Consider the following 16,411-nt stretch of genomic DNA (forward strand, 5'->3'; position numbering starts at 1 on the left):
CCCTATGCGTCACTATACGGGCATTGATAAGCTCATTAACTCTTTTGACCAAGCACTTCGTAGTCTCGTTCCAGGGACGACAGCAGCTCAGCGAGAAAATCCCGCTGTTCCTGAAGAAACGCAATTGGCTGTAAGTGAAGCACGTCATGTGGCAGGACTTATGCGTGTCAACCATAGTGGTGAAGTCTGTGCTCAAGCGTTATATCATGGGCAAGCTCTCACAGCTAAACTGCCGAATGTCCGCCGTGAAATGGAAAAGGCGGCTCTTGAAGAGCAAGATCATTTAGCATGGTGTGAAGACCGCTTAAAAGAACTCGATAGCCACACCAGTTTACTCAATCCAATCTGGTATAGCTTGTCTTTTGGGATGGGCGCACTGGCTGGTATTGCTGGTGACAAATACAGTCTAGGTTTTGTGGCTGAAACTGAACGCCAAGTGAGCCTGCACTTACAACATCATATCAGTCAACTTCCTGCTCAAGATAACCGTTCTCGTAAAATTCTAGAACAAATGAATGAAGATGAGCTGCATCATCGTGATACAGCGCTCAATGCTGGTGGTGTGGATTTGCCTATGCCTGTTCGCATGACGATGACCGCCATTTCAAAACTTATGACTAAAACCAGTTATTTTATTTAACCGACTCAATATATTTTGCAGTAAAAAAGCAGTGCCAAATGACACTGCTTTTTACATTTTCAAATTTGGTTATTGAATCAAAACCCTGTTTCCAGTCTGTTGTAAATTACCTGTATATTTGGGTTCAAGTGACGGGTTACTTGGATAACTTCGACCATTAAATTTTAGAATGACTTGTCCTGAACCACGTGAATAAACTGACAAATCTGACCAACCTTGTGTCTTGCTATTTAAAACCACAATAGGTACATCAGTTACGGTCATTTTACTGTGGGGTTGAAATTTCTCACGACTCATGCCCTGAAAAACCAATACTGTACATCCGCCTGAACCACACCAGTTTGCACCTTTCAACATCACAACCGCATCTTGAATACCATCTTGATTCAAATCATAGAATGCGTACTGATATAAAGGCTGCTCCTGAAGAGACAAATAGACAGCTTGTTTGAGCGCATGCAGCATCGTTTCGTCACCAGCCAAATTTGTTGTAGAAATCGGTGGTGATGGTGTTTCTGTATTTTCAATGGGAGCAGTTGAACTACATCCCACAACTAGACCACTCAGCAGTGTACATAGAAAAAGATGAATTTTCATAACAGCGAATCTCTTATAGCTGTTTCAATGTTCATTTTTAAATAGTCAATGAAACAGCCTCGTTTTTATATGTTAACAACCTCAAGGCATTTCACTGTAGGAAAATGATGCTTTGAGTCTGCAAAACTTGGATGTGACCACACATCCGCCATCGGAATTTTCACATCGAGTGCTAAAGGCATTTTTTTAGGATTAAATTGCATCAGCCCTAACGACATTCCCCATGCAATGAGATCAACATCCAATGATATTTGATGAGATGGACGAACACGACCTGTATCAGCTTCCCATTGCTTTAATTGTGCAATAATTTGCTCAAGGTTTAATTTTGAATGTAATAGGCAAGCTGCATTCCAATAATCGGCCCCCACAGCATCACGGCATGGAATCACATAAATTTTGGAAAACTCAACCGTACCAAGCTCACATATCTGATGATAGGCATAACGAAAATTTTGCTGGGGATTTAGATTACTCGCCAGTGCTAAGGCGTAAATCGTTTCGGTGGCGTTCAATACGAATTCCTACAGAATTAGCTTCTGCAATAATGGCAGGCTTACGAATCGTAATTTTAATCGATTCTATCGCAGGATAGGTAGAAAAAAGCGCATTAAGTACCAATTTTGCAGCATGTTCAATTAATTTAGGCTGAGCCTTTTGAATGACTTCGGCGGAAATGCTACAAATTTCAGCATAATTTAATGTGTCTTCAAGTTCATCCGAACTGGCTGCTACCTCTAAATTGGTATGAATCATCAAATCTAACATTAAAGGTTGAACGATCTGTCGCTCCCAACTGAAGCAACCCACCACAGTATTCACCTTTAAGCCTTCAATGACTATCGCATCCATAATATGATCCTTAAATTTCAAACTATTCATGGCTTAGGCACATTGCATTTTAACCATGAATAGCAGAGTAGAAATTGAATATTAATTTTTCAACATCAAACTTGGATCAATAGTTTGCACCATTTGCAAACGCTGGTCTGCATAAATATCGGTATAAGGTGCTAGGACGCGCATAAATCGATCGAAATACAGCATTTGTTTGAACAATAAGGCAAAATCACGCGGGAAGCGAATACCATGACGCTCACCAACAGCAACCATGTCCATCATAATGTCATTTAAGTCCGCAGGATTTGAACTCAAAATTTCTTGTGGGTCTGCCAATAACACACCACTAAACAAGCGCTCTAAATCTGCAGCTAAAACCTGAGTATCAATAGCGACATCTGTCATACCCATTCCAAGCATACTTTCAGCCATCAGCGTATAGTTTGTTCTTTGTAGTGCATCCATAAATGCCATACAGGCTGTCCAAACCTCAGGTTTTAATTGCCCCACAATACCAAAATCAATAAAACCAATACGTCCATCTTCAAGCAGCATTAAATTACCTGCATGCAAATCTGCATGGAAGCTATTACACATCATGAGACTACCAAACCAAGTGTTCATTGCTGTAATAAGCACTTGCGATGGATCTTTAGAGTATTTTTTTACCACTTCAAAATCAGTCAAAGGGACGCCGAATAAACGTTGCATCGTCAAGACACGGCGGGTTGAAAACTGATGATAAACCTTTGGTGCAGTTGCCGCTTTGTTATTGGTCGCATTTAGATAATTGACGAAATCATCAATATTTTGCGCTTCTTCAATAAAGTCAACTTCGCGTACCATCCGCGTTTTAATTTCATCAACAATGTCTGCTAACGAAGCAAATTTAACTTTGGGTACAGCCTTTTCTAAAATTTTGGTCGCCCAATGCAATACATTCAAGTCGGTATATAGAATCGTTTCTACACCTGGTTTTTGAATCTTGAGTACAACATCTTCCCCTGTGACCAACTTTGCGGCATGTACTTGTGCAATTGATGCTGAAGCTAGTGGCTTTTCCTCAATTGAAGCAAAGATTTCATCTAAATTACGACCAGCAAACTCAGAAGCCAAAACCTGTTGAACATAACTAAACGGTAAGGACGGTGTCTGATCTAGACAGCCTTGAAATTCCTCGACAAATTCACGTGGAAATAACGAAGGGGTACTTGCAATAAATTGACCTAATTTAATATAAGTCGAACCTAAATCTTCAAAGGTTTCACGCATTAGCTTGGCATTACTGGGCTTCTCAGTGGCGTATTTAAAGCCCGCCTTTGCCGCAACAACTGCGGTTTCCCCCATACGGGCAACGGAACGCAGTCCATCTAGCCAGATATTATTTTTCATCATATTTAAATTTGGTTAAAAATGCATAGCACAGAGTTTAGCAAAAAATTACCGCTTTAAGGATGATCTTGCCTGACAGTCTGGACAATTTTGATCTTTCTCAAATGCCAAAATTCGCTGTTTCATACTTAAACCATCCCAGAGCAACAGTTTTTGCAGTAATGGCATACGGTTTAGCCCTAAATACAATAAAGCATGATGCGCTTGTAAACTGGCCATCACATTCGGTGTAGTCGAAAGTACGCCCGAATCTGCACAGCGTAGACTTTCATTGTCATGCTGCTCTTTAGGGAACAGACAGTTGTAACAAGCCGAATCCCCCTCCACCATGAATAATTGCCCTTGAAAACCAATGGCTGATGCACTAATCAAGGCAACATTCTGCTGTTTACAAATTTGGTTAACCAAATAACGCGTGGTGAAATTATCACAACCATCGAGCACTAAATCTTGTTTGCTGACCAATGATACGGCATTGGTTTCATCGAGTTTGGCAACATGATGTTCCACCCGAATATGCGGATTAATTTGAGCTAAACGTTTCGCCAAAATCTCAGCTTTATAAAAACCAATATCCAATTGAGTAAATGCAATTTGCCGCTGCAAATTACTCATTTCAATATGGTCTGCATCAATTAGGGTAATTTTACCGACCCCTGCACGTGCCAATAACTCTGCAACCGTACAGCCAATTCCACCACACCCTACAATCAGAACATTGGCTAATTTTAGTTTTTCTTGCGCCTCTAAATCCCAACCGTCCAACAAGATCTGTCGGCTATATAAATGCATTTCTTCGTCTGTTAATTCCAGATCATTCTCAGATACCAAGTTCACTGTTCTTCCGTTGAGAGTTTTATATAACTACTGGGCGATTATAAGGGATAACTTGGCTTTGGCGACTAAGTATTATCACACTGAATATGTGATTTCTTCCGTCCACTAAGCACCATTGAGTTAGAATATGAACAGTTACATAATTTAACTTCAGACGAATTTATATATTTCAGGTATGCTGGAATAAAACGTATAAATGTATAAAAGTCGCACTTTATGAAATTGTATTATTCTGCCTTTTTCGCATGTACTTTGGCCGCCGCATCTGTCTATATTTATGCAGCGCAACAAGACTCGACTTCATTTAATGTCAGCATTACCATTAAAGAGATGTGTAATGTCACAACAGGAAATGGAACAGACTTAGATTTTGGTACAGTCAGTCGTGCATCGAATCCCAATAAGAAAAGTACTCACCTTGCTGTAACTTGTACACAAGGTACGCCTTATAATATCGCTCTACAAAGTCAACGAAAAATGACCTCAACAGAGGTAAATAACATGAGCATTCCTTACAACCTTTATCAAGATGCCAATCGTACAACCCTTTGGGGAGCTGAAACTCAAAATGCTTATCGCAACACTGGCACTGGTCGTACCCAGACCGTACCAGTATGGGGCACAATAAATCAATCCGATACAGATGTACCCGCTGGGGTTTACAGTGACAAAGTCACTGCTGTCATTACCTATTAATAGGTTAAGGTTACTGTAATGGTGTCCTGATATTCACCCGGTGGAACACTCGATGTACTTTGTGGGACTTTTCCATATATCTGAATGGTTTGTGCTCCATTCGTTCCCACACCCTGTGAAGTATTTGTACTACTCCAAGGCTGCTTATAAGTCACGTCTTGATAGAGTTCATAGGCAATGTAATCTGCACCATTTCGCATACGGCGAGTTTTACCATCATAATTTAAACCTTGGTCCAAGCCTACTTTCCATGTTGTATTGAGTGGGCAAGACAGATTTACTGTTGTACTACTCGTAATACCTTTAGATAAATCATCAATATGACCAAAATTTAAATCTGAGGCTGTCATTAGGTTACAACTATTTTCATAGTTAGCAGTTACACTTAGGCTATTTGAGGTTTTATTCGAGGATTGTTTTGCCATCACATCTTCTGTAGTTGGCTGTTTCTCTTCGCTGAAGCCATACAATAACGTGACCGAAATATCATTATTATTCCTAAAACTACCAGCAGCCACATTTTGACCCGAATATACCCGTCCATATAAAGGCAAATCAAAGACTTTGCTGTTTTGATTGACCGATATGGTTTTATAAATGCACTGTAATGTTGATAAATCAGCTTTAGTATCAATACGCTTTGTTAAAGCAGCATCATAAAACAGGTCATAAGATAAGTAACTCTGTGGCCAAGTGGAATAATTAACCATCAAGCGTCTGTTATTGAGTAAACCCAATCCACCTGCTGTTGCATATGGGCACAATGCAACATTCACCGTTTGTTTATGTCCATATTGATTACATGTGACTTGCCAGTTGGTGTAATTACTTTTGCCTTTACTCGAAACGGAACCAAAATTTAAGGCAGGACCTGACAACCAGCAGCTTCCTGAAGCAGCTTGCGCTGAAGGGCTCAACAATGTCGCACCAACAATAATTATGACAGCAAATAGACCATATAAACCAAATGCACGAATTGTTGCTTTTTGAAAGAAAAGACTTAGCGACATTGTACGTTCCCCATATCCAGAAAGCCGTATTGTTGACTAAAATCTGGTAAAACCACCTTACAAACCTCTCCATCTTGTTCAACATAGAGTTGTTGAGATGAAGGGTTCTCAAGATAAATCATCCCGTCATGCCCCACAATCGTGTGTTCTGTTGATGCCAAATCTGGCAAAGTATCTTGTACCCAAACACGACTGCCCATTTTTAATGCTACACCGTGCAAATCAGTTGCACTCAATTGAACAGCACGCATTTTGTAAATTGGAAATTGAATCACCACACCGCTAGCGTTATATGGCACTGCATCTATACGCGTAGTTTCAATTTTATATTCCAATGGTAAATCTAAAGTATCAATCGAAATATCATTATGCTGATACGGATTTAAAGTATCGATGAGCATTAAACCCTTTCGATTGGTTTTACCTACCACTCGATTTTCTAAACGAACTGGAATATCCGAAACACCGTCGGTTGAAACCACAGCAAAAGAGTTAAGCGATTGCCGCATTGGGAACACTGACTTTTCCATCATCACTAAACTGCCTCGAGCAGAACCGACCACCGTGGTATAGTCTTCGGTATTAATCTTAGCGCTTTGTAAACCGACATCCCATTCACCCCTCTGTGTTTCACGCTGAATCTGCCCTTGTAGGCTATAGTTATTATTATCACTAAATTCAAGGTTCGACTGCCAACCCCAATCATCTTCATGCTGTATTGCTGTTTTACGAATATTGGCAGAAAACTTATTCTGATCTGTGTCCTGTTGCGCATTTAAAGTGGCATTGGTTTGACGATCTAGCGGTATATTTAAAGAGATAAAGAAGGTATTTTCTTGTTCATTTAAATTTCGAGTCATATTTAAAGTTAAATATTTCTTTGAAGGAAAGTAGTAAGACCAGTTAAAAACCAAATATTCATTTTCAGAATTCTGATTTTTTTGTGCTACATAGCTCCCACCAAATTGACCATAATCTGTATTTACACCCAAAAAAGCGTGATCTGACTGTTTAACATAACCATAACCTAGAGCGCTTGCTAAATCACCGAAATCTCCATCGCTTTGTTGATGCTGCAGGGAAAAATTGACATAAGGATTATTCCATTCATAACCTATAGCATATGATTGCCCCAGTTTTTGGTTTAATTCACTAGAGCTATAAGCCCCATTGATTAAACCCCAACTATTTGGCAAACGATGCAAAATACCTACTCCCACCAAAGTAACATCACTTGAATATTCGGCATGACTCTCAATAGTCGTATTATTGCTTAAACCATGTCGCAATGTTGCATTGACAACAGGTTCATCCCCATAACTAAATGATTTAACTGCATAATCAAGTTTATTAACCCCTAAATTAACCTCCCAATCAGATAAGCCTTTTTGCAACAATTGCGAAGTTCCAAACAATGAGAAATTCACGACGCGCTGCTGACCATTCAAATCAGTAATCAAAAGCTGCGCATTGCCTGCCCCAGTTATAGAGGGTGATGCTTGTATATCAAATTGCCCAGGAAGTACCTCACTGGTGCTTTGTTGTATACCATTAATTAATAAATCAACAGTCGAAGGTACAAGCACCGAGCCCTTAAAGGATTCCAGTGGTGATGTGACTTGATAAGGTTGTAAATTAAAATTTTTAGCTATTTTTATTCCCGAAATACGCGTTGAACGTGTCCACTCTAAAGCACGGGATTGGCTATCACCTACTGTCAAAGTAATTACTTGATCAGCAAAATCTTTTTGCCAATAGATATCTAGAATTTGGCTTGAAAGTTCATTGGTCGTTTTAGTTTTTGTATAAGCATGATTGGCAGAAATACTGAATATATTGCCAGTTCCCACACCAAATAACCGCAATTCATTCCATCCACTTAAAGACCAGACATCTTCAGTGGCTTGAGAATAAAGATCATAATTAAACAATAGACCTGGCTTAATCTGTGTAGGATTGACTTTGGCAGGGGGAATTTGCTCGTAACCTGAGGTCGTATTTGCCTGCAAAACTTCCATAGGTACGGTTAAGTCAATATGCTGCTCTGCTGAATTATAGTGATAACTGAGCCCTTTAATTTGGGATAAAGCAACAAAACCTGTGTGACCCAAAGCATCCGCAGCGTGAATGCTTAACTGTAATTCTTGTAGTGTTTCTCGAGAAATTAACAAATCTTGTGATGTCTGAATAAAATGTCCATAGACTGAACTAGATGCTTGATTCAATACCACACTTAAATAGAGTTCTTGTTGATCAACAACATCGGAACTAGGCTGAGGCATCTCATTTGCCAGAGTGGCTTGTACATATAATGAAGAAGTACATAACAGTGCTCGACATAGAGCACGACGGTAAACAAATTTGTTCATCACCAATTATGGAATGGGTAATGTCTGAGCTAAACCATCTGTATTTATTCGTGCTTCAAACTTACCTTTGGGCTGCATTTGTGTATGAAATGGAATATTCCACTGCATGGTTTGACCATTCAGAACATATCCTACCAAACCCTGAATTAACGGAATTTTTTCACCATTTGGGTTGATATAATTTAATTCACTTAAGCGAATATGGCTTTTACCATTATTCTGAACACTAAGCTTTTGATTATTATAATTAAAGATCACTTGATTAAGTGAGGTTAAGCCACTTTTCGATGGTGTAATTTCTGTCGATTGAACAAATACAGGAATAGAATATTGCAATAAAAGTTGCAATCCAGTTTGTTGATGATCATGACTCGAGTTCGGAAGTTCATCAATCAATAATCGATAAGTCTGCTCTTTCGCTGTATTCTGCACATTCATGCTTAATACACGAATCAATTGACGATCACCTGCTTTTATTTCAGTAATTGAAGGGCTGGCGACCAAATCTCTTGAAGCATTTAGCTGGTCTGTTCCTGCTTCTTGTGTCCAACTGAGCACTCGTGTTTGTGCACGAATCGGTTGATCGCTGGTATTGGTTAACCAAATCTCTTTGGCTTTTTCACCTGTGGAAAATGTCACTGAAATAGGTGAAACCTGCAAACTCGCAGCAGAAAGATTGAATGAACAAAGTGAAACAATCGCAGCACAAATACTTGGAATAAATTTGTTCATATATTGCATCACTCTGTTTATTGCACTTCAACTTAGTAAGTTACAGTCGCAACCACTGTATCTACATAGTTACCCGCTTCAACGTTCGTATCGCCTGCCAATTTAGCATAGACAGGAATGGTTTGGTCTTTACCACTACCAGTTTTAGAAAGTAAGTTTGTTGTGTCCCATTCTGTTGTACGTGCTGCATCTTGATATAGCTTATACGGCACTTTACTTGCTGAAGTACCGTTAGTATTACTCATAGCACCCGTACCTGCTAAAGCAATTTTATAAGGTGTATTTAATGTACACGTCAGATTTAATTGACCTTTTGCTGTGCTGCCAATCTTTGTTGATCGATCTACAGCATTAAATTCAACATCATCTTTAGAAGTAAATTTACAAGATTCATTCACAGTAATCTTGACTTGAAACTGAGTTGTATCAGTCCCTGCGGCATGTGCAGCAATAGAAGAAAATGCAAAAGTAGCAATAACTGAAGAAAGAATGATTTTTTTCATAAACAACCCCAAAAAAGTGACTTATGACACAGTTATACAAGAATGCTTGGCATTATATCGCTCATTTATTGTCTGTAAAGGCTTTTTACAAATTTTAACCACATGAAAAATATCTTTTAAATTCCAAAAAAAGTCATTGATATAAAAAAACGCCCCGAAGGGCGCAAGAGCAAAATTAACTTAGTTTAAAAAGTATTAACATGCGCGTTGTATTTGCTGCAACGCAATCTCTTGTTGTTTTAAAAGATTACGTTGGATTTTACCGCTCGATGTTTTAGGTAGGTTTTCTACAAATTCAATTTCTTTTGGATAAGCGTGTTTCGATAAGCGAGATCGAACATATTGCTGTAGTTTTTGATTCAGATGTTCATTTGCCTGATATTGTGGTTTCAAGACAACAAAGGCTTTCACAATTTCGGTACGCTCTGGATCTGGTTTGCCAATCACAGCAGACTCTAGAACTTCCTCACACTCTAATAATGTACTTTCCACATCAAAAGGCCCCACACGATAGCCTGACGTTGTAATTACATCATCATCACGACCAATAAAATCTATACCACCAAACTCATTCAGTTGAACCATATCACCCGTCAAATAATAGTTCCCAACAAAGGATTTACGATTCTGCCCATCATAGCCCTTAAACCAGAATAAATCGGATTCAGAACAGTCGATTGCTAAAATCCCCACCTCTCCCTGTTTTACTTCCTGATGCTGTGCATTCAGGACTGCGAAGCGATGCCCAGGGATGGCAAAGCCCGCAGAACCCACTTTTTTCGGATGTGCTAATGCATGATGATTCGCAATGACCATTCCAAGTTCTGTTTGGCCATATTGATCATAAATGTTGACGTCTAAGTCATGATTAAACCAATGAATCACTTCTGGCGTCAGTGGTTCACCTGCACTACTCACCACACGTAAATGTTGTTTAATTGATGCATTAAATTTCTCTTTGAATCCAAAGAACATTCGAAAAGCGGTCGGTGAACCCGTCAAATTAGAAACTTTATGTTTTTGAATCACTTCAATAGCTTGATCTACATTAAATGCGCGCTCATCCATAATAATGCTATGACCTAAACTGAGCGGACCTGTAATGCCATAATACAAACCATAAGCCCAACCTGGATCTGCCAGATTCCAAAAAGAATCTTCTTCACGCAAATCTACAGCATGAGTCATATATCCTTTAAAGGCTAAAATTGCACGTAATGGTACTGGAACCGATTTCGCCAAACCTGTCGTACCGGAAGTAAACATCATCAAAAAATCATCATCAAAATGCCGCATTACCGCAGGACACTCTGCATCTTTCGCATTAAGTTCTTGCCAGAAATCTGGATCGGTTTTAAGGCTGTGTTTATCACGATGTACAGTCAAAATTTGAGCAATATGGATATGATTCAGCTTAGACCGTTGTTCAGAATTGGTGACTATTAATTTTGTTTTAGCAACCTCAATACGATGCTCAATTGCCTTAGACTCAAATGCAGTAAATAAAGGCTGATAAATTGCACCAATACGCCAAGTCGCTAACACAGTAATCAGTAGCTCAGGGGTTCGTGGCAAAAGCCCTGCAATACAATCACCTGCCTGAATTCCAGATTGCAGGAAATAGTTTGCCAATTTACCTGAAGCTTCATTTAACTGTTCAAAGCTCCAACGCTCCGATTCACCCTGTTTACCTTCCCAGATTAAAGCCGTTTTATGTTGTCCCAAATAACGTGCACAACATTCAACATAAGCATTTAGGGCTTGCGGAGTTCCAACTAAATGATCTTGAATTACTTTTTCAAGACTAAATTCTTGATGGGCTTCTACTAACGTCTTCATGACTTGAACCTCTTCCTGATACAAAGCATCTCGCCTTGTTGCTTAGCTTTTATTGTTTTCCACAATCTGTTCTAAAATTGGGTGATCTGTACTTAGCTAATCATGCCTTGAGGGATGCATCAATTTCCAAATCCATCAATCTGATTGCTGTTTTATGCACATTGAGAACACAACGTCTCAATGTGCGAATCTGTTTTAACCTTGAGTAATCTCTCGGGCAATCAACAGTCTTTGTATATCGGATGCACCTTCATAAATTTGGCTAACACGCACATCTCGATAAATACGTTCCACTGGAAAATCATTTACATAGCCATAGCCGCCATAAATTTGAATCGCGTCGGAACAGACTCTTTCTGCCATAGTAGATGCAAACAATTTGGCCATTGAGGCTTCTTTTAAACAGGGCTGTCCAGCATCTTTTAAACTTGCAGCATGCAAAATCAATTGTCGTGCTGCTTCAATTTGTGTTGCCATGTCTGCTAAACGGAAAGCCACAGCTTGATGCTGTACCAACTCCACTCCAAAAGCCTTACGTTCATTGGCGTATTCAATGGCCGAATCTAAAGCCGCGCGAGCCATACCAACTGACTGCGCCGCAATTCCAATACGCCCCGATTCTAAATTGGATAATGCAATCTTGTAGCCTTGACCTTCTTCACCCAATATATTTTCCACAGGAATTCGGCAATCCTCAAACACAATAGTAGCTGTGTCTGAACAATGCTGCCCCATTTTTTCCTCAATTCGCGACACGATATACCCCGGGGTATCCGTTGGTACAAGGAAGCAAGAAATGCCTTTTTTCCCTGCGTACTTATCCGTCACAGCAAAAACTATTGCTAACTGTGCATGCTTTCCTGTCGTAATAAACTGCTTTGTTCCATTCAAAACCCATGTATCACCATCACGCTCTGCACGACATTGCAATGCCCCAGCATCAGAGCCTGCCTGCGGCTCAGTTAAACAAAAACATCCTAGCCATTCTCCTGTTGCCAATTTTGCTAGATATTTCTGCTTTTGTTGTTCCGTACCATATTTGTAGGTAATGCCACATGGCAATGAGTTTTGAACACTAACAATTGTAGAAATTGCACCATCACCCGCAGCAATTTCTTCAAGAGCCAAGACCAGTGATACATAATCCAGACCTGCTCCACCCCATTCTGGTGGTATGGTCATACCCAACGCACCGAGTTCACCTAACTGCTTTAACTCTTCGGCAGGAAATTGCCCAGTTCTATCACGCTCAGCCGCAGTGGGTTTCAGTTGTGTCTGCGAAAAATCGCGCAGCATCTCCTGAACCATTTTTTGTTCATCATTTAAAATCATGTAAATACTCTTATCAATTTTCTATTCTTTCTTTTGCACATCCAAATTGTGCAAACTTATTATCTATACACGTATTTAGCTTTATTTCGGTGCCATTCGGATTGCACCATCTAGACGAATCACTTCACCATTCAAATACGTATTTTCCACAATGTGCCCAACCAGACTTGCAAATTCTTCAGGTTTGGCTAAACGCGGTGGAAACGGCACCATTTGTCCCAAAGCATCTTGTACATTTTGCGGCATGCCTTTAAGCATCGGGGTTTCCATAATGCCTGGTGCAATTGTCATTACACGTATCGCGTTACGCGCCAGCTCACGTGCAAGCGGTAAAGTCATAGCCACAATTGCACCTTTTGATGCTGAATAAGCTGCTTGACCAATTTGACCATCGTATGCGGCAACCGAGGCTGTATTAATAATCACGCCTCGATCTTCTTCATCATTTTTCAATTCATATTTCGCCATCAATTCCGCAGCAAAACGAATCATGTTAAAGCTACCACTAACATTGACATCTAAAACTTTCTGAAACATTGCCAAGTCATGTAAACCTTCACGTCCCAAAACTTTTGCCGACGGCGCAATTCCAGCACAGTTCACCAAGCCATTCAGTTGACCAAAATCTTGCTCTACATTTAAAAAGAAAGATTTCACAGTTTGTTCATTGGTGACATCTAAAGGATAGAACTTTGCATTTTCCCCTAAATGTTGTTTTAAGGCATAGCCCAGTTCTTGATTCATATCAACAAAAGCAACACGAGCACCGGCATGAACCAGATATTTAACTGTGGCAGCACCTAAACCTGAAGCACCGCCTGTGACTACAAAAACTTTATTTTGAATTTTCATTTCCCTGTCCTATCTTTTTGAAAGTTCATACTCGACTTTAGCTTCAGAGTAAACACAGTCAAGCTTGAGTACAATTTCCAAATATTGCATTATTAATGATGGATTTGGACAGTGGAATGTCCAACGATTTGGATTTTTACATGCGCGAACCACAATTAAATTTCGATAAAGGCAGTATTTCGATGAGTCTGGTACAGGAAGCTGTACTTTCTGCGCATCATCAAGGACTCAATATTCAGGAAATCTTACACAGTGCAGGGATTCCCGCAGAATTAATGCAATCCAATAAAGCCCGTGTATCTATTTCACAATATGCACAACTTTGGATTGAACTGGCTAATCGTATGAACGATGAGTTTTTTGGTATGGATCACCATGCTTTACGGCGTGGCAGTTATCAATTTATTTCTAAAGCTGTTATTCAGAGTGAAACCGTTGAAAAAGCGCTGAAAGATATATTAAAGTTTTTTAATTTAGTGTTGGATGATTTCCAAAGTGAATTAATTCTTGAGCAGCATGTTGCACGCATCATTATTCATGATAAAAAGCAGCCAAAGCGCATGTTTAGTTATGCGACCTACCTGATGTTAATTCATACTTTAATGTGTTGGTTAGCCAGTCAACGTATTCCCCTCAATTCAATCCAACTCAAGTGTGAAAAACCTTTAACAGATGAAGATTACCGTATTCGATTCTGTTCCAATATTGCCTATTCTACTCAGCAAAACGTCGTCGAGTTTGATCGAGACTATTTAAATATTAAAATTAAACAGGATAAAAAATCGTGGTATGAGTTCATTTCACAAACGCCACACAATCTCTTGGTTCGCTTTAAAAATCCACATGCGCTCAGTACCCAAGTACGTAAATATCTACTTCAAGCCCCACCTGCGGAATGGATTGAACTGAATGTACTGGCACAACAACTTAATATGTCAGAGGCAACCGTACGCCGCCGACTGAATAATGAAGGCTGTAATTATCAACAATTAAAAAATGATATTCGTCGTGATACAGCGATAGAACTTTTAACTAAAACCGATAAACCCCTACATGAAATTAGCGATGAACTGAATTTTCATGATCCAAGTGCTTTTCATCGTGCTTTTAAAAAATGGACAGGACTGAGTCCAGGTGCTTATCGTCAATCTAAGGAATAAGCTTGCTCACAGAGAAATGATAAAGCCATAGCTTTTTTTATTACTGCTCAGTCATCTAGATTGAATTGCAAATTGCGCCATATTAGTATATTTTTCACTCAACTCTAAAGCATAATTTTATGCTTATTTTCGGCTGTACCCCTCCTGTTTTATCACCTTAACTTAAAGGTAAATGTTATGTTTAAGATGATTGATGTACTAGATCAAAATCTCGTGCAAAATTTTACTCATTCTCTAAACTCCCCAACAGAATTGGATGAATTATTTAGTCAAAGCCTACTCAATGTTTCAGAAGTTGAGCTACAAAATGTGATAGCCCAATTTTTCTCGCAACATGATGCAATGGCAAAAGCAAAGGCACTCGAACTGAGCGATGAAGCTATTCTGCGCTTGCGAACAGGTGAGAACCTGACTCAAGGCACAACGCTTACTCATACCTCTAAAATTGTCGCGCTCTGCTTGGCAGAAGAAATTGATGCTTTTTCCCAAGTTGAGATTTCCGAAATTTCGGTCGATTATTTAGTTTAGAGTCGTATTTTAGACATTTCGGTCCATTAGAAAAGACGACGTTCATGTCGTCTTTTCTTATAAATGATTTCACTGTCTCTTGCACAGCACAGTTTGTCTATGGAACACTGTCGTTGTGATAGAGATGGTATAGATAGATGATTGTTCGAGATAAAAATAATAGTTTCAAATTACTTTTCGCATGGTCTGGCACCATACTTCCTAAAGTACTCCCTGCACTATTAATCGTCATATTGATTTCAGCGATTCTGGTTTATCTCTCTTCACATCAATACTTCACTATTCCTGCGGTTCCAGCAATTGGCTTTACCATTTTCGGTATCATCCTCTCTATCTTTTTAAGCTTCCGTAATAACGCCTGTTATGATCGTTGGTGGGAAGGACGTAAACTCTGGGGGGCATTAATTGCCAATTCACGCCATATCTCTCGTGATTCGCATGTTCTCAGTACTGAACGTCGCAATATCTTGATGTATCGCGTCATGTTATTTACTCACTTATTACGCGATCGTCTTAGAGCTCAACCTCAATCTTTCGAGTTTTATCACGATAAAGTGGATTTCAATTCAACACAGTTGCAACAACTCAGCAAAAAAATTAATGCTGCGCAATATGTGCTTGAAGCTATTCAAAAAGATTTAGTCCTCGCATTACGTAACGCAGAAATATCGGACATTATTTACAATAGTTTAAATCAGCATATTGTCGATTTAGGCAATATTCAGGCTGGATGCGATCGTATTTTAAGTACTCCTTTACCCTATTCATATTCAGTACTTTTACATCGTACCGTTTATTGTTTCTGCTTTATTTTACCCTTTAGCCTAGAAGCAAGTTTAGGCATTTGGACTCCAATTTTAGTGGGCTTAATTGCTTATTTATTTTTAGGTTTAGATGCACTGAGTGCACAAATTGAAGAACCTTTTGGATTACAAGACAATGATCTGCCATTAAATTCAATTGTGCGTTTAATCGAACGAGAAATGTCAGAATCACTTGAAGTTGAATTACCTCCCGCAATTCAGCCAACTCATCATAATTTAACTTAATCCTTGCACCGCTTCGGACGCTGTAGCTTTCTTTA

The 16,411-nt window shown here is 39.3% G+C and carries 17 protein-coding genes; 5 read left to right on the plus strand and 12 right to left on the minus strand.

Annotated features, from left to right (window positions below):
* Nucleotides 1-4: 4 nt before the first annotated feature.
* The gene (gene coq7 / locus DCO44_RS04520) at nucleotides 5-640 is read left to right on the plus strand and encodes a 2-polyprenyl-3-methyl-6-methoxy-1,4-benzoquinone monooxygenase (RefSeq protein WP_104442025.1); all 636 of its coding nucleotides are present in this window, start codon (nucleotides 5-7) and stop codon (nucleotides 638-640) included.
* A gap of 69 nt (nucleotides 641-709) precedes the next feature.
* Here the strand turns inward: coq7 and DCO44_RS04525 are convergent, their stop codons facing one another.
* From DCO44_RS04525 to DCO44_RS04545, 5 genes are all read right to left on the minus strand, one after another.
* Entirely contained in the window at nucleotides 710-1,237 is a 528-nt protein-coding gene (locus DCO44_RS04525) for a hypothetical protein (RefSeq protein ID WP_116759492.1), read from the minus strand.
* 65 nt (nucleotides 1,238-1,302) lie between these two features.
* Nucleotides 1,303-1,752 carry a 2-amino-4-hydroxy-6-hydroxymethyldihydropteridine diphosphokinase gene (locus DCO44_RS04530; protein WP_116759494.1) on the minus strand — a complete coding sequence of 150 codons (450 nt, stop codon included), beginning with the start codon at nucleotides 1,750-1,752 and terminating at the stop codon, nucleotides 1,303-1,305.
* Nucleotides 1,709-2,089, minus strand: a complete 381-nt coding sequence (folB, locus tag DCO44_RS04535) for a dihydroneopterin aldolase (protein WP_116759496.1) — start codon at nucleotides 2,087-2,089, stop codon at nucleotides 1,709-1,711. The genes DCO44_RS04530 and folB overlap by 44 nt, the downstream gene beginning before the upstream one ends.
* 81 nt (nucleotides 2,090-2,170) lie before the next feature.
* Nucleotides 2,171-3,469: an ABC1 kinase family protein gene (locus DCO44_RS04540; protein WP_116759703.1), complete on the minus strand. Its 1,299-nt coding sequence runs from the start codon at nucleotides 3,467-3,469 to the stop codon at nucleotides 2,171-2,173.
* Nucleotides 3,470-3,517: 48 nt separating this feature from the next.
* Nucleotides 3,518-4,261 carry a HesA/MoeB/ThiF family protein gene (locus tag DCO44_RS04545; RefSeq protein WP_116759705.1) on the minus strand — a complete coding sequence of 248 codons (744 nt, stop codon included), beginning with the start codon at nucleotides 4,259-4,261 and terminating at the stop codon, nucleotides 3,518-3,520.
* Between the two features lie 261 nt (nucleotides 4,262-4,522).
* Between DCO44_RS04545 and DCO44_RS04550 the strand changes: the two genes are divergently transcribed.
* Nucleotides 4,523-5,002: a spore coat U domain-containing protein gene (locus tag DCO44_RS04550; protein ID WP_116759498.1), complete on the plus strand. Its 480-nt coding sequence runs from the start codon at nucleotides 4,523-4,525 to the stop codon at nucleotides 5,000-5,002.
* On the opposite strand, the gene DCO44_RS04555 is transcribed toward DCO44_RS04550, so the two are convergent.
* The 7 genes from DCO44_RS04555 to DCO44_RS04585 form a co-directional block, all read right to left on the minus strand.
* On the minus strand, nucleotides 4,999-6,012 hold the full coding sequence (locus DCO44_RS04555) for a spore coat U domain-containing protein (RefSeq protein ID WP_116759500.1): 1,014 nt from the start codon (nucleotides 6,010-6,012) through the stop codon (nucleotides 4,999-5,001). The two genes, DCO44_RS04550 and DCO44_RS04555, sit on opposite strands and share 4 nt — an antisense overlap.
* Nucleotides 6,003-8,294, minus strand: coding sequence for a fimbria/pilus outer membrane usher protein (locus DCO44_RS04560; RefSeq protein WP_165815683.1), 2,292 nt, complete (start codon nucleotides 8,292-8,294; stop codon nucleotides 6,003-6,005). Before DCO44_RS04560 ends, DCO44_RS04555 begins: the two co-directional genes overlap by 10 nt.
* Nucleotides 8,295-8,387: 93 nt before the next feature.
* The gene (locus tag DCO44_RS04565; protein WP_116759707.1) at nucleotides 8,388-9,113 is read right to left on the minus strand and encodes a molecular chaperone; all 726 of its coding nucleotides are present in this window, start codon (nucleotides 9,111-9,113) and stop codon (nucleotides 8,388-8,390) included.
* 32 nt (nucleotides 9,114-9,145) lie between these two features.
* On the minus strand, nucleotides 9,146-9,616 hold the full coding sequence (locus DCO44_RS04570) for a spore coat U domain-containing protein (protein ID WP_228157505.1): 471 nt from the start codon (nucleotides 9,614-9,616) through the stop codon (nucleotides 9,146-9,148).
* A gap of 195 nt (nucleotides 9,617-9,811) precedes the next feature.
* Complete coding sequence (locus DCO44_RS04575) at nucleotides 9,812-11,455, minus strand: AMP-binding protein (protein WP_116759709.1); 1,644 nt, start codon at nucleotides 11,453-11,455, stop codon at nucleotides 9,812-9,814.
* Between the two features lie 195 nt (nucleotides 11,456-11,650).
* Nucleotides 11,651-12,787 (minus strand): acyl-CoA dehydrogenase, encoded by a 1,137-nt coding sequence (locus DCO44_RS04580; protein ID WP_116759506.1) that lies wholly within the window; start codon nucleotides 12,785-12,787, stop codon nucleotides 11,651-11,653.
* Nucleotides 12,788-12,868: 81 nt separating this feature from the next.
* On the minus strand, nucleotides 12,869-13,639 hold the full coding sequence (locus DCO44_RS04585) for a 3-hydroxyacyl-CoA dehydrogenase (RefSeq protein ID WP_116759508.1): 771 nt from the start codon (nucleotides 13,637-13,639) through the stop codon (nucleotides 12,869-12,871).
* Nucleotides 13,640-13,779: 140 nt separating this feature from the next.
* On the opposite strand from DCO44_RS04585, the gene DCO44_RS04590 reads away from it, so the two are divergent.
* From DCO44_RS04590 to DCO44_RS04600, 3 genes are all read left to right on the plus strand, one after another.
* Nucleotides 13,780-14,799, plus strand: coding sequence for an AraC family transcriptional regulator (locus DCO44_RS04590; protein ID WP_213066308.1), 1,020 nt, complete (start codon nucleotides 13,780-13,782; stop codon nucleotides 14,797-14,799).
* A 177-nt stretch (nucleotides 14,800-14,976) separates the two neighbouring features.
* On the plus strand, nucleotides 14,977-15,327 hold the full coding sequence (locus tag DCO44_RS04595; protein ID WP_116759510.1) for a hypothetical protein: 351 nt from the start codon (nucleotides 14,977-14,979) through the stop codon (nucleotides 15,325-15,327).
* A gap of 137 nt (nucleotides 15,328-15,464) precedes the next feature.
* Complete coding sequence (locus DCO44_RS04600) at nucleotides 15,465-16,376, plus strand: bestrophin family protein (RefSeq protein WP_116759512.1); 912 nt, start codon at nucleotides 15,465-15,467, stop codon at nucleotides 16,374-16,376.
* The last annotated feature ends 35 nt before the right edge of the window (nucleotides 16,377-16,411 follow it).

Source organism: Acinetobacter sp. AM (genome assembly GCF_003105055.1).
Classification (GTDB): domain Bacteria; phylum Pseudomonadota; class Gammaproteobacteria; order Pseudomonadales; family Moraxellaceae; genus Acinetobacter; species Acinetobacter tibetensis.

Excerpts from the sequence above, each read along its gene's own strand:
- coq7 (WP_104442025.1), top strand. The coding sequence starts at position 5 with ATGCGTCACTATACGGGCATTGATAAGCTCATTAACTCTTTTGACCAA.
- DCO44_RS04525 (WP_116759492.1), bottom strand. The coding sequence starts at position 1,237 with ATGAAAATTCATCTTTTTCTATGTACACTGCTGAGTGGTCTAGTTGTG.
- folB (WP_116759496.1), bottom strand. The coding sequence starts at position 2,089 with ATGGATGCGATAGTCATTGAAGGCTTAAAGGTGAATACTGTGGTGGGT.
- DCO44_RS04540 (WP_116759703.1), bottom strand. The coding sequence starts at position 3,469 with ATGAAAAATAATATCTGGCTAGATGGACTGCGTTCCGTTGCCCGTATG.
- DCO44_RS04545 (WP_116759705.1), bottom strand. The coding sequence starts at position 4,261 with ATGCATTTATATAGCCGACAGATCTTGTTGGACGGTTGGGATTTAGAG.
- DCO44_RS04550 (WP_116759498.1), top strand. The coding sequence starts at position 4,523 with ATGAAATTGTATTATTCTGCCTTTTTCGCATGTACTTTGGCCGCCGCA.
- DCO44_RS04555 (WP_116759500.1), bottom strand. The coding sequence starts at position 6,012 with ATGTCGCTAAGTCTTTTCTTTCAAAAAGCAACAATTCGTGCATTTGGT.
- DCO44_RS04560 (WP_165815683.1), bottom strand. The coding sequence starts at position 8,294 with ATGCCTCAGCCTAGTTCCGATGTTGTTGATCAACAAGAACTCTATTTA.
- DCO44_RS04565 (WP_116759707.1), bottom strand. The coding sequence starts at position 9,113 with ATGAACAAATTTATTCCAAGTATTTGTGCTGCGATTGTTTCACTTTGT.
- DCO44_RS04570 (WP_228157505.1), bottom strand. The coding sequence starts at position 9,616 with ATGAAAAAAATCATTCTTTCTTCAGTTATTGCTACTTTTGCATTTTCT.
- DCO44_RS04575 (WP_116759709.1), bottom strand. The coding sequence starts at position 11,455 with ATGAAGACGTTAGTAGAAGCCCATCAAGAATTTAGTCTTGAAAAAGTA.
- DCO44_RS04580 (WP_116759506.1), bottom strand. The coding sequence starts at position 12,787 with ATGATTTTAAATGATGAACAAAAAATGGTTCAGGAGATGCTGCGCGAT.
- DCO44_RS04585 (WP_116759508.1), bottom strand. The coding sequence starts at position 13,639 with ATGAAAATTCAAAATAAAGTTTTTGTAGTCACAGGCGGTGCTTCAGGT.
- DCO44_RS04590 (WP_213066308.1), top strand. The coding sequence starts at position 13,780 with ATGCGCGAACCACAATTAAATTTCGATAAAGGCAGTATTTCGATGAGT.
- DCO44_RS04595 (WP_116759510.1), top strand. The coding sequence starts at position 14,977 with ATGTTTAAGATGATTGATGTACTAGATCAAAATCTCGTGCAAAATTTT.
- DCO44_RS04600 (WP_116759512.1), top strand. The coding sequence starts at position 15,465 with ATGATTGTTCGAGATAAAAATAATAGTTTCAAATTACTTTTCGCATGG.